This window comes from Herbaspirillum chlorophenolicum, assembly GCF_001189955.1.
Classification (GTDB): Bacteria; Pseudomonadota; Gammaproteobacteria; order Burkholderiales; family Burkholderiaceae_D; genus Herbaspirillum; species Herbaspirillum chlorophenolicum.
Map to the genome: position 1 here is coordinate 227,718 of NZ_LFLT01000001.1, position 14,309 is coordinate 242,026.

The window sequence follows — 14,309 nt, forward strand, 5'->3', positions numbered from 1 at the left end:
GGCAGGGGGGCCGGTCGGGATACCGGTTTGTCGCGTTGATGATAGTTTTCAAAAGCAAGCGTTTTTCATTCGGTGTCTTAGTTGGCCTGATTGCACAGCATTCCATTTGTGCCGCACAAAGCATGGCTCCCATGTCGGAGCCACCTGCTCGCCTCGTTACGCCGGTACAGGCCGTACCTGAAAAGCTGGAAGCGCCGCCGCAGATCCGCCTTGGCGCCGATCCTGCCGGCCCGGCCGCTGCCGATGCCCGGCTGCCGGCGCTATTGCCGCTGGATGCCCAAGTTGCGCCCAGCCCCGACGACGAGATCCTGATACTGCTGCGCCAGGCCGATTCAGGATTTACCGGCAACGCCATTGCCCTGCCAGAGGTGCCCATCGCCGCCGAGGGCGAGACGGTGCCCAATCTGACCTTGCACCAGGTGCTCGACCTGGCGCTCAATAACAGTTACAGCTACGCCGCCACTGCCGCCCAGGCCGACCAGGCCTCCTACGCCGCCAATGCCGCCGCCGGCCAGATGGGGCCGACCCTGGACCTGCGGGCGCAGAAGGGCAAGGAATATTCGTCGCCATCCTCGGTGATCGATCCCAATACCGGCCAGATCCTGCGCGCGTCCGACCACAAGCGCTGGGATGTCACCCTGATCGGTCGCCAGCCGGTGTTCGCACCGGGCTCTTACTTCGATTTCCAGAAATCCCGCGCACTCTCGCAGGCAGCCGACCTGCGCCGCGACGATGCGCGCGAGACCCTCTATTACAACGCCATCAAGGCCTACTACGACGTCATACGCGCCTACGCATCGCTCTCGTTCGCACGCAGCTATTCGCAGCGCATGAACGCCTTGCTGGATTACATGCGCAAGCGCCTTGAAGGCGGCGGCGCCAGCCGCATCGACTTTGAACGCGTACGCGGCCGTTCGCTGACGGCGCAAGCCGCCGTGGCCGAGGCGGAAGGCGCGCTGGAAAGTGCGATGGTCACGCTCAACCAGATCACCGGCCGCAAGATCGAGCAGGTCGAAGTCCCCGACCGCATGATGCCGCCGGTCCCCGACAGCTCCAGGCTGGCCCTGAAGGACATCTACGAAACCAACCCCGGCGTACGCGCGGCGCGGCGCGATGTCGATGCCGCCAGCGAAGAACTGAAGTCGGCCCGCTCCAAGTTTTCGCCGACCTTCGCCGTCGAATGGACGCAGCAAAAGACGCGCGGCGCAGGCGGCGCCATCGACACCACCGATGGCGGCCTGCAACTGGCGACCGACCGCCGCCTGATGCTGGTGATGACGATGAACCTGCTCAACGGCGGCAGCGACATGTATTACCAGAAGCAGATCGGCGCCAAGTATGTGGAAAAGAGCAATACCGTGCTGGACCTGGAGCGCAAGCTGCGCGAACAGGTCGAGATCAACTACCGCACGCTGGGCGCGGTGAGAAAGCGCATGGAGATTTCGCGCCAGGCTTACCTGACCACCGCCAACGTCGCCGATGTGTTCCTGGAGCAGCTCTCCACCGGCAGCAAGCAATTGCTGGATGTGCTCGACGCTTACCAGCAGGCGTATCAGGCACGCATGGATTTTGCGACGCTGCTGTTCCAGCAGGCCGATATCAGTTACCAGATCTTGCGCAACACCGGCCGGGCGTCGCCGCCAAGGGCCGCGCCGGCGCAGGCAGTCAAATAGCATTCCGGGGGGAAGCATGGAGGGGGGAAAGGAACAGAATTTCTGGCCGGGCTTCGTGGATGCGTTGTCCAACGTCGTGCTGGTCATGATTTTCGTGGTCGTGGTGTTTGTCGTCACCTTGTTCTATTACTCGCAGAAGCTGGCCCAGATGAAGGTCAGCAAGCTGGTCGCGCAAAGCCAGAGCCAGGAGGTGCAGGGCACCGTGCGCAGCAAGGCCGACAAGGTCGAAACGCCGGAAGCGAACGATTCCAATGCCTCGCAGGTACGCGCCGACAAGGATCGTGCGCAGGAAATCGAACAGCTCAAGCGTGAAGTGGCAACCTTGAAAGCCAAATTGGCCGCGCCGCCGCTGCAGTCGGATACGGGCAGCATGCGCAGTGCCGCGGCGCCGTCCAGCCCCAATGCGATCCAGGTCAAGACCGAACCGCTCAAGAACGAGATTGCTCCGGGCGTGCGTACCGATGCCAATGAAAAGGCGGTGGTGCTCCATTTCGATTCCGACTCGACCCAACTGACCGAGGACGGCACCAAGGCCCTGGACAAGAACCTGGCCGACTGGGTGCGCCGGGCCAAATCCAACCAGGGCAAGATCGTCGTGACCGGCGTGATCAGCTCGGCCGGCTATAGCGACAGCCGCCGCCGTGCCTATTACCGCACCGTGGCGGTGCGCAACTACCTCATCGATTCGGGCGTGGACAAGGAACGCGTGGTGAGCCGCGTGGCGACCGCCGAGAACGCCGTCGAGAATGCTTCGCGGGTCGTCGTCCAGTATCTGGCGGGCACAAAATGATCGGCTCCTTCAAGCCCGGCACAGGCCTTGGGATCGCCTCCCGCGGCAAGGGCTTCATGCGCCGCATTGCACCGCGCCTGGACCGCCGCCTGGGCCAATTGGGCGCCATGCCGCGTCCGCGCCTGGCGGTGCTGGCTTGCGCAGCGCTGCTGCTGCTGTTGCTGGTGTGGTCGATATTCGCGCCGATCGATATGGTGGTGCGCGGCACCGGCCGCATCGTGGCCTCCGAACACAACCAGGTGATCCAGCATCTGGAAGGCGGCATCGTCTCTTCCATCCTGGTGCGCGAAGGCGCGGCGGTGAAGAAGGGGCAGACCCTGATCTCGATTGCCGACGTGCGCGCCAATGCCGACCTGGGCGAAGGCCGCGTGAAAATCCTCGGCTTGCGCGCCAGGATCGCCCGCCTCAACTCGGAAGCCAGCGGCGCCTCCTCGCTGCAGATGCCGGCCGACCTGGCGCGCGACGATCCCGCCGTGCAGAGCGAGCAGGCTGCTTTCGCCGCGCGTACCGCCAAGCTGGCGCAAGAACTGTCGGTATTGCGCGAACAGTCGGCGCAGCGCCAGGGGGAGCTGGGCGAAGCCGTCAGCCGCCAGAAGAGCCTGGCCAGCGAGCTCGACCTGGCGCAGCGCCAGTACAAGCTGGTCCACAACATGCTGGAGCGTAACGCCGCCTCGCAACTGGAAGACATCCAGTCCGCCGCGCGCGTGCAGGATGCGCAAAGCAAGCTGGCCGCCACCAATGCCATGATCCCGCGCCTGAACGCGGCGATTGCCGAATCGCAGGCCAAGATGGGTGAGGCCTCCTCGCGTTTCCGTTCCGATGCCCGCACCGACATGACCGCGGCCGAAACCGAACTGGCGCGCCTGCAGGAAGAAATCAAGTCGCGCAACGACCGCGTCTCGCGTTCCGAAGTGAAGGCGCCGATGGATGGCGTGGTCAACCGCGTGCTGATCAACACCATCGGCGGCGTGGTCAAGCCGGGCGACGCCATCGTCGAAATGACCCCGAGCGACGACAAGCTGGTGATCGAAGCCAGGATTTCGCCATCCGACCGCGCCCAACTGATGGTCGGTGCGCGTGCCCGCGTGAAGGTCTCGGCGTATGACTACGGCGTCTACGGCGCCATGGACGGCGTGGTCACCGAAGTGAGCGCCGACACCGTGCCGGAAGAGAAGGGCGAGCGCTACTACCGCGTCAAGATCGAAGTGGCGCGCGGCGCCGACGAGCTGCAGCGCAAGCTGTCGCTGATGCCCGGCATGACCGCCACCGCCGACATGATCGTCGGCCGCCGCACGGTCTGGCAGTACCTGATGTCGCCGTTGTCGCGCTTCTCGCAGACCGCGTTGAGGGAGCCGCGATGAACCGTTTCCTCCCTGCCGTTTTTACTGCCGCCCGGACTGTCCGGGCGGTGCGCGTTTTCGCTTCTTGCATTGTTTGTGTCGCCAGCCTCCATCGCGTTCATTTCCCTGGAACCTCGTACGTATGAAAAACCTACGCCATTTCTATGCACTCGCCGCCATCCCGACGTTGCTGTTGCTGCTCGGCGCTTTCCTGTTTCGGGCTTTTGTCATCCATGCGGTCCAGATCAACCCGTTCCTGAACCTGTTCATCATCTCGGTGGCCGTGTTCGGCGTGGGCCTGATTTTGTATAACCTGTGGCGCGTCAACTGGGAGTACGACAAGCTGATGCGCTTTTATGAGCGCACCAAGGCCGGCGAGTCGATGGATGAACTGGTCAAGGCGCCTGAATTCGCCGGCACCGAGATCGGCCAGGTGCTGATCAGCGTGGCCAATACCAAGGGCCGCCTGACTTCGCGTATCGAGCAGGAAACCATCGAACGTTCGCTGCACGACCTGCGCGCGCACCTGGAGGCGAAAACCGAATTCCCGCAGTTCCTGACCGGCTTCATGATCGCGCTGGGCCTCCTGGGTACCTTTATCGGTTTGCTTGAAACCCTGGTCGGTACCGCGGCGCTGATCGACGGTTTCGGCAAGGCATCGGCCGGCGGCGACATGGATGCCTCTTTCATGCATCTGGTGGCCGACCTGCAGAAGCCGCTGGCTTCCATGGGCACCGCGTTCTCGGCCTCGATGTTCGGCCTGATCGGTTCGCTGGCGCTGGGCCTGACGCTGACTCCGCTGCGCGGCGCCGGCAAGAAGCTGGTGGCGCGCGCGCGCGAATGCATCACCGATATGGTGCAGCACGTGATCCATGACATGTCCGGGCCTGCGGCAACACAACGCCAGGGCGTGTCCGAAACCTTCCTGGCGGAGTTCCTGCAAGACCTGATGGTGCTGCAGCGCGAATCGATCATGGCCGCGCGCAACAGTTCGGAAGCCTCGCTGCAGGCAGGCATCAAGCTGGAAGGCTTGAACGAGCGCCTCAACAATATCGTCCAGCTGTTCAACGACAGCATGGAAGAATCGCGCAGCCTGCGCCAACTGGTGGCCTTCGGCCCGCGCATGCACGAAGTGGGGCAGCAGACGCTGGAAGAAATCCGCAACGTCGGCCAGATCATCAACCAGAAGGTGACTTCGGCGCGCGACCTCACGGACAGCTTGTCGTCGCTGGAAGAACGCCTCTCGGTCAACGGCGATATCGCCAACCGCACCTTCGAAGTGCTGCCGCAGATCGTCTCCACCATCCAGTCCGGCCAGATCGCGCTGTCGACCGCGCTGACTTCGCTGCAGACGCAGCAAAGCGAAATTTCCAGCATGAACGAAAAGAGTGCGCAGAACATCGCGCAGTTGCCGGCCCTGCTGAACCAGATTTCGATCCGCTTGGCCGACGAGATGGGCGCCATCCAGTACCAGGCCGAAATCCACTCCACCGTGGCGTCGCGCCTGGGCGAACTGGGCACCACCATCGGCGAGAACTCCAGCAACATGGCGCGCGACGCGCTGTCGGCGCGCCAGTTGCAGATCGACCTGGCCAAGCACATGGCGATGCAGAACGACCGCGTCAAGAACCTGGGCAACATTCCGCAATCGCTGACCTCGATCACCGAGGCCCTGATGCGCCAGAACATCAACTGGCAGACCGTGATCGACGAAATGCGCTCGGGCCGCCAGACCATGGTCAAGGACCTGCGCCTGGAGTTGCGCGAAGCCATCCGCGAGATGTCCGCGGCCAACAACCGGGCATCCTGACCGCCCGGTCCGCCTGAGTGGGCATCAAGGAGACGAAGGCAATGAACGAAAGCGACCAGATTCACGTCGACCAGCCGCAAGCCCTGTTGCAGGACTTGCGCAAGGACCCGGCTTACCTGTCGCTGCTGCGGGCCTATGGCAGCCGCTTCGTCGAAATCATCGTGGCCGGGATCCTGGTCAACGTGCTGGGTCTCCTGATGCCGCTGTATTCGCGGCTGGTCTACGACAAGGTGATCGGCAACCACATCCCGGAAACGCTCTGGGCGCTGACCCTGGGCATGCTGCTGTTCATCGCGCTGGAACTGGTGCTGCGCATCATCCGGGTGTATTACACCGAGCAACTGGCGGGGCGCCTCGATGCCGAATTCGACGAAGTGTCGGCGCGCCGCCTGCTCAGCGCCAAGGTGTCGGCGCCGGTGGGCGTGGTGCTGGCGCGCTACCGCGACTTGTCCGGCGCCCGCGACCTGCTGTCGTCGAACTACATGCTGTTGCTGGTGGACTTGCCGTTCCTGCTGTTGTACCTGGTGGCGATCGGCTTGGTTGGCGGCCATCTGGTGTGGGTGATGCTGGTCGGCGGCGCCATGCTGGTGGGAGGGCAATTGTTGTTCAAGGTACCGGCCAACGACTATGCGGTCGCCGCCATGAAAGCCGGCATCGGCAAGATCGACAAGATGGCCAGCCTGGTCTATGGCATGGATACGCTGAAGACTTCGCAGTTGCAGGACCGGCTGGTCAACGCCTTCCTGGCCGACGCTGCCGACAATGCCGTGGCGCAGGCCAAGAGCCGTTTCTGGATGAACACCGGCTACGCGGTGGCGACCGTGGGCTATACCGCGATGTCGGTGGCCACGCTGGTGGTCGGCGTTTACCTGGTGGAAGACAACGCCCTGACCGTGGGCGCCCTGATCGCGGCATCGTTGCTGATCAGCCGTTCCACCTCGGTGCTGTCGTCGCTGTCGACCTTCCTGGGACGCATCGAAATGTTCCGCCGCGCGCGCGCCGAGTTCGACGCCTTGTTCGACGAAACGCAAGAACAGGGCGGTGCCGATGTGCTGCGCCAGGAAATGCGCGGCCTGATCCAGGTCGGCAACCTGACCCTGCATCTGGACAAGAAGGAAAAGCCGGCCTTGATGCAGGTCGCGTTGACGGTACAGCCGGGCGAGAAAGTCGGCATCGTCGGCCGTTCCGGCTCGGGCAAGTCGACCCTGCTGCGCGCGCTGGCCGGATTGCACCACGCAGAAGCAGGGCATGTGCTGATCGACGGCGTGGCCGTGACCGCCTACGCCCCGCAAGTGCGCATGCGCAATCTGGGATTCAAGCCGCAGGAGCCGTTCGTCTTCGACGGCACGCTGGCGGCCAACATCTTCGTCGGCGACCGCGTGCTCGGCAGCCTCTATGAGGCCGCGCTGGGCGTGTCCGGACTGGATGAATTGATCGCGCGCGGCGAGCTGCGGCTGGACCAGATGCTCAAGGCGCCCGGCAACCTTTCCGGCGGCCAGCGCCAGATGGTGGCGCTGGCGCGCACGGTGGCGACCAACCCGCGCATCCTGTTGCTCGACGAGCCCACCACCGGCATCGACCAGGCCACCGAGGCCCGCATCATCGAGCGGCTGATGGCTTTCTCGGCCCAGCGCACGCTGCTGGTGGCGACCCATAGCCCGGCGCTGCTGCGCCGCATGGACCGCATCATCGTCATCGATGGCGGGCGTATCGTCGCCGACGGGCCGACCGCACAGGTGTTGCAGTGAGGGCAGAGGCATTTCAGTACGGCAGTTCCGGATTGATTTGATGTAACGACAACCGATCACGATCTTCGACAGCGAGGAACTATGGCAACCGCAAACTCATCAGCAGCGAACTCCGCGGAAAAAATCACCGGCCCGGTCCGGGTGGTGATGCCCGACCAGACCGGCAGTTTTCAGATCAATACGCCGCGCGGCGCGGTGCAGAAGGTGCAGGTGGTCGACGTCGACATGGTGCTGCACATGGCCGACGGCTCCAAGGTCGTGCTGGCCGGCGGCGCCATGGAGGCGATGGACGACAAGTCCAAGGTCCGGTTTTCCGACACCAGCGCCGATACCGGCCGCCTGCTCGATACCGTGGGCAAGATCCCGCTGCAGCCCAACGACCAGTCTCGCGTACTCAATTCCGACCCGATCGCATCGGCCGACCATACCGCCACCACTGATGCCATCGGCCCGGGGCAGACCCACGTGGCCACCGACCGCAGCTCGGCGGCAGTCTCCGATCCGGTCAGCCAGTTGGCAAAGATCATTTCGGACAATTCGCATTCGGTGACCAATGGCGCGCAGAACTTGTCCGTGCCGACCCAGCCGACCGCCGGCGATGCCTCCAGCACGAACGTGGCTGCCGCCCTGGTCGCTAGCCAGAGCAGCAACGATGCCGCATCAAAGCCGTCCGAAACGCAGTTGCCGCCGGAGCGTCCGGGCACTGTCCCGTCAACCCACGTAACCGGCCCCAATGCACCGTCGCTGTCGGTCAACCTGGTCAACCTGACGACCCAGGTCCAGGTCGGCGATGTCCTGTACGGCAGCGGCGGCACGCCATTGTCGGCCACCGACGGGTCCAACGCGGTGCAGTTTGCGCCACAGGTGATCACCGCCGGCAATGACGTGCACACCATCTATGCCTCGGGCAATAACAGCAACACCTTCGTCAAGGTGTTCAATGTCACGGTCAGCGGCGATGTCACTGTTACCAAGCTGACGGTTTCCGGCGTACCGGCCGATGTCACCATCCTCAACGGCACCAACCTGGGCGGCGGGGTCTATCAGATTTCGGTCGACCCGAGCCAAAAGGTATTCAATCTGCAGTTCCAGTACGGCACGGTTGTCGCGGACCCCAATACGCCTGCGGTGCATGAGAGTTTCCAGCTCTCCTTTGTCACCACACTGGCAACATCGGATGGAGTCCTGACCCTGACCGAGAACCGCTATGTGGCGATCAAGGACGCGACCTCGTCGGCCGATTTGACCTATCTCGATCCGACCACGGGCAACAACGTGCTGATTCTGCCGGCGCAAGGCGTGCCGCACGAAGTGCATGCCGGCGATGGCGGCGTGACGATCTACGGCAGCAACGCCAACGATGCGCTGTATGGCGGCGCCGGTAATGACACCCTTTACGGCGGCGCCGGCAGCAGCAGCTTTTTCCAGGGCAACGGCGGCGCCGATATCATCGTGGGCAGCGCCACCGGCAACAATACCGCCAGCTATGCCGGTTCCTCTACCGGCGTGAAAGTGGACCTGACCACCGGCATAGGTACCGGCGGCGATGCGGAGGGCGACCGCCTGACCAACATCCAGAATCTGGTCGGCAGTTCGCATGACGATATCTTTGTGGCCAACAGCCAGGCCAACAAGTTCGACGGCGGCAGCGGCGGTTCGAATACGGTCTCGTATGAGCATTCGGCCAGCGGCGTGACGGTCGACCTGGTCAACAACAAGGGGACCGGCGGCGACGCCGAGGGCGATACCTATACGAATATCCAGAACGTCATCGGCAGCACCGGCAACGACACGTTCATCGCCAATGCCGCAGCCAACCATTTCACCGGCAATGGCGGTTCGGACACGGTCTCGTATGCCGCCTCGACCACCGGCGTGACCGTCAACCTCAAGCTCGGGGTGGGCCAGAACGGCTATGCGGCCGGCGATATCTACACCGGCATCCAGAATTTCATCGGCAGCGCCTACGACGATGTCTTCATCGGCAATGCCGACATCAACAATTTCGACGGCGGCGCCGGCGGCAACGACACGGTCAGCTATGCCGGTTCCAGCGCCGGCGTGGTGGTCAACCTGGTCACCGGGCGCGGTTCCAACGGCGACGCCGCAGGCGACACCTATACCCGCATCCAGAATGTAATCGGCGGCAACGGCAACGACGTCTTCGTGGTCGGCCTGGATAGCAAGAACTTCGATGGCGGCGGCGGTACCCTCAATACGGTCGACTACAGCGGTTCGTCCTCGGCGATCACGACCAATATGCTGACCAATACGGTCACGCGGTCCTTCGAGCCGGTCAACCAGTTGACCAACATCCAGAAAATCGTCGGCAGCTCATATTCGGATACCTTCATCGGCGGCACCGGCGCGGATATCTTCGATGGCGGCCTGGCCGGTTCCGACACGGTCGATTATTCGGCCGGAGGCTCGGTGACGGTCGATCTTTACAACGGCACCGGCAGCGGCGGCAACGCCCAGGGCGACACCCTGATCCATATCCAGAACGTGATCGGCAGCAGCGCGGGCGGCAATACCTTCTACGCCAGCGCCGACGCCAACCATTTCGACGGCAACAGCACCAGCGGCAACACGGTCAACTACTCGCACGCCACCGGCGGCGTGGTAATCGACCTGACCAACTCGCGCGACAATACGCTGGCCCAGAACTACGCCACCGGCGACACCTTCACCAACATCCAGAACGTGGTGGGCAGCGTGTATGACGACCTGATCGTGGCCACCTCCCAGGTCAACGCCATCGACGGCGGCCTGGGCAACAACACGGTCAGCTACGAGCAATCGACCGGTGCGGTCAAGATCGACCTGGCAACCGGCCGAGGCAGCCTGGGCGATGCCGCCGGCGATACCTATGTGCGTATCCAGAATGCCATCGGCGGCGCCGGGGACGACATATTCGTGGCGAGCAATGTGGCCAACAGGTTTGATGGCGGCGCCGGCAGCAACACGGTCAGCTATGAGCATTCCAGCAGCTCGGTGAAGATCAACCTGGCGACCGGGCAAGGCAGCCAGGGCGATGCCGAGGGCGACACCTACGTCAACATCCAGAACGCCATCGGCGGCAGCGCCGACGACACCATCGTCGCCAGTGCGGCCGTCAACGCCATCGATGGCGGGGCCGGCAACAATACCGTCAGCTACGAGAACTCCACGGCGGGCGTGAAGGTGGACCTGTTCCTGGGCAAGGGTTTCAACAACGATGCCCAAGGCGACACCTATACGAACATCCAGAATGCCACCGGGGGTTCGGGCGACGATATCTTCGTCGGCAATGGGGTGGCCAACAGCTTCGACGGCGGGAGCGGCAACAACACGGTCAGCTATGAGCACTCGACCGGCGACGTGACGATCAATCTCGCAACCGGAGCCGGCAGCGGCGGCGATGCCCAGGGCGACCGTTACTACAATATCCAGAACGCCATCGGCGGCGCCGGCAACGACACCATTATCGCCAGCGCCGCCATCAATGCCATCGACGGCGGCCTGGGCAACAACACGGTCAGCTACGCCAATTCGGCCGGCTCGGTGAAGGTCAACCTGGCGACCGGCAAGGGCTTGCTGGGCGATGCCTTGGGCGACACCTACGTCAATATCCAGAACGTGATCGGCGGCGCCGGCGACGATATCCTGGTCGGCAACGGCGACATCAACATCATCAACGGCGGCGGCGGCGGCAACAATACCGTGAGCTATGAAAGTTCTACCGGCGCAGTGCGGGTGGACCTGGGCAACCGGGTGGGTACGCTGGGCGATGCGGCGGGCGACACCTATATCAATATCCAGAATGTCACCGGCGGCGCCGGCGACGACATATTCGTGGCGAACAATGTGGCCAACAAGTTTGATGGCGGCGCCGGCAGCAATACGGTCAGCTACGAGAACTCGGCCGCCGCCGTCAAGGTCAACCTGGCAACCGGCCAAGGCACGCTGGGCGACGCCGCCGGCGACACGTATGTGCGCATCCAGAACGTGATCGGCGGCGCCGGCGACGATATCCTGGTCGGCAACGGCGACATCAACATCATCAACGGCGGCGGCGGCAGCAACAATACCGTGAGCTATGAAAGTTCCACCGGCGCAGTGCGGGTGGACCTGGGCAACCGGGTGGGCACGCTGGGCGATGCGGCGGGCGACACCTATATCAATATCCAGAATGTCACCGGCGGCGCCGGCGACGACATATTCGTGGCGAGCAACGTAGCCAACAAGTTTGATGGCGGGGCCGGCAACAATACCGTCAGCTACGAGAACTCGGCGGCCGGCGTCAAGGTCAACCTGGCAACCGGGAAGGGCACGCTGGGTGATGCACAGGGCGATACCTATACGAACATCCAGAACGCGATCGGCGGCGCCGGGGACGACATCTTTGTCGGCAACAGCGCCAGCAATGCATTCGATGGAGGGGGCGGCACCAATACCGTCAGCTATGAGAATTCGACCGGCGCCGTCACGGTCAACCTGGCGACCGGAAAAGGCACCGTGGGAGATGCCGCGGGCGATACTTACGTGCGCATCCAGAATGTCATCGGCGGCGCCGGCGACGATTTGATCGTTGCCAGCGCGGACATCAACGTCATCGATGGCGGCGCCGGCAACAATACCGTCAGCTACCAGAACTCCACGGCTGGCGTGAAGATCAACCTGGCGACCGGGAAAGGGACCGGGGGCGACGCCGAAGCCGATACTTACCTGAATATACAGAACGCCACCGGCGGCGGCGGCAACGATATCTTCGTCGGCAATGGCGTGGTCAACAAGTTCGATGGCGGGGGCGGCATCAACACGGTGAGCTACGAGAACTCGACTGCCGCCGTGACAGTCAACCTCGCCACCGGGAAGGGCACCCAGGGCGACGCCGCCGGCGATACCTACGTCAATATCCAGAACGCCATCGGCGGCGCCGGCGACGACTTGTTCTTCGCAAGCAGTGCTGCGAATGCCTTCGATGGCGGAGCCGGTTCCAACACCGTCAGTTATGCCAGCACTACCGGTTCGGTGACGGTTGACCTTTCCACCGCAGGTGCGGTCGGGGGCGGAAGCGCCGCGGGAGACACCTATGCCAATATCCAGAACGTGATCGGCACCAGCGCGGCGGACATCCTGACCGGCTACGGCGTTGTCGGTGTGAAGTCGGTGCTCACCGGCGGCGCCGGCGGCGATACCCTGACCGGTGTCGCTGCCAACAGTGCCTATACCTGGGCCAGTTATGCCGGCTCATCGCAGGGCGTGGTGATCGACCTGGTTACCGGCGCTGGCAGCACCAACAGCAACGGCGGCGGCAGCGGCGTCGGCGATGCCGCTGGCGACACCCTGAGCAACATCGACAATCTGGTCGGCAGCAGTTTCTCGGACATTTTCATCGCCAACAGCAAGGTCAATATTTTCGATGGCGGCGGCGGTGGCCTCGATACCGTCAGCTACGCGAAATCCGACGTGGCGGTGACCGTGGACCTGTCCGGCCAAACCTATGCGACCGGCCTGAACGGCTATGCCGCCGGCGACAAGTACATCAACATCGCCAACGTGATCGGCTCCAGCGGCAATGACACCTTGATCGGCTCGGCCACCGCCAGCCGCTCTGAAGTGACCGGGGGCGCAGGCGCCGACAACCTGTTCGCCGCCGGCAGCAACGTGGCCAATACCTACGCCAGCTATGCCACGTCGTCTTCGCCCGTTACCATCGATTTCATCAACAAGGTCGGCCATGGCGGCGACGCCGAGGGCGATATGCTGAACAATATCGTCAATGCCATCGGCAGCAACGGCAACGACCTCTTCATTGCCAGCAGTGCCGCCAACAAGATCGAAGGCGGGCTGGGTTCCGATACGGTGAGCTATGCCTTCGATACCGTGGGGGTGACCGTCGATCTTTATACCGGCAAGGGCAGCGGCGGCTGGGCCGCGGGCGATACTTACCTGAGTATCGAGAACGTCATCGGCGGTTCCGGCAATGACGTCTTCTACGCCAGTGCGGATAGCAATAATTTCGATGGCGGCGGCGGCAACAATACCGTCAACTATTCCCATTCGACCTACGGCGTGGTGGTGGACCTGGTCAACAACGTCGGCGGCGACATGGATAGCAGCCACCAGTCGCTGGCGAACGGCGACACCTACACCAGGATCCAGAACGTCGTCGGTTCCGCCAGCAATGACCTGTTCTATGCCAATAGCGACGCCAACATCTTTACCGGCGGCGGCGGCAACGATACGGTGAGCTACGCCAAATCGGGCGGCGGCAATATCATCGCCAACCTGGTCAGCCACATGGGCAGCGGCGGCATCGATTCCAACGGCGACCAGTACTACGGCATCGCCAACCTGGTCGGCAGCGGCGCCGCCGGCGTGACCAATACCTTGACCGGGGATAACGGCAGCAACATCCTGACGGCCACGGGCAGCAATACCACCAATTATTTCTACGGCGACGGCAACACTGCCGCGACCACCAACCAGACCGACACCTTCAATGCCCAGGCCGGGGGCAGCAATTACCTGGTCGGAGGCAGCGGTGCCAACATCTTCAATGTCAGCGCCAATGGCACCTCGGGGGTGTCCAACCTGGCCCTGGCCGAAGGGCATGGCATCAGCACCACGCTGCACTTCGAAGGCCTGGGCAGCAAGCTGGATCTGAGCACGTTTTCGCATCGCACATCCAACATCAACACGCTGGATGTGTCCACCAGCACCAACGCCAATTTGCTGGTGTCTTACGACGATGTGCAGCACATGGGCGTGAACAACATCCTGACGATCAAGATGACTGCCACTGAAAGTATCCAGATCAATACGGCGACACCCCAGTATTACCTGATCTTCGGTAACGGCGATTATGTGTTCTACAACGACGCCAACCATTCCACGGAGGTTGCCCGCATCCACGTGGTGCTGGCCTGACCGGACGGCTGACAGCATGCAAAACGGGACACG

6 protein-coding genes are annotated in these 14,309 nt (G+C 63.1%); all 6 read left to right on the top strand.

The features are described from left to right. Window positions 1-131 precede the first annotated feature (131 nt). The 6 genes from AKL28_RS01105 to AKL28_RS01130 all read left to right on the top strand — a co-directional run bounded on the left by AKL28_RS01105 (window position 132) and on the right by AKL28_RS01130 (window position 14,276). On the top strand, window positions 132-1,673 hold the full coding sequence (locus AKL28_RS01105) for a TolC family protein (protein WP_231602294.1): 1,542 nt from the start codon (window positions 132-134) through the stop codon (window positions 1,671-1,673). 16 nt (window positions 1,674-1,689) lie between these two features. Further along, window positions 1,690-2,463, top strand: a complete 774-nt coding sequence (locus AKL28_RS01110; RefSeq protein WP_050466202.1) for an OmpA family protein — start codon at window positions 1,690-1,692, stop codon at window positions 2,461-2,463. Further along, window positions 2,460-3,824, top strand: coding sequence for an HlyD family type I secretion periplasmic adaptor subunit (locus tag AKL28_RS01115; RefSeq protein ID WP_050466203.1), 1,365 nt, complete (start codon window positions 2,460-2,462; stop codon window positions 3,822-3,824). The genes AKL28_RS01110 and AKL28_RS01115 overlap by 4 nt, the downstream gene beginning before the upstream one ends. Before the next feature lie 121 nt (window positions 3,825-3,945). After that, the gene (locus AKL28_RS01120) at window positions 3,946-5,613 is read left to right on the top strand and encodes a coiled-coil domain-containing protein (protein ID WP_050466204.1); all 1,668 of its coding nucleotides are present in this window, start codon (window positions 3,946-3,948) and stop codon (window positions 5,611-5,613) included. A gap of 41 nt (window positions 5,614-5,654) precedes the next feature. Continuing rightward, a complete protein-coding gene (locus AKL28_RS01125; protein WP_050466205.1) occupies window positions 5,655-7,361 on the top strand; it encodes a peptidase domain-containing ABC transporter in 1,707 nt (568 codons plus the stop codon). Window positions 7,362-7,442: 81 nt separating this feature from the next. Continuing rightward, window positions 7,443-14,276 (top strand): calcium-binding protein, encoded by a 6,834-nt coding sequence (locus tag AKL28_RS01130; RefSeq protein ID WP_050466206.1) that lies wholly within the window; start codon window positions 7,443-7,445, stop codon window positions 14,274-14,276. Window positions 14,277-14,309: the final 33 nt, after the last annotated feature.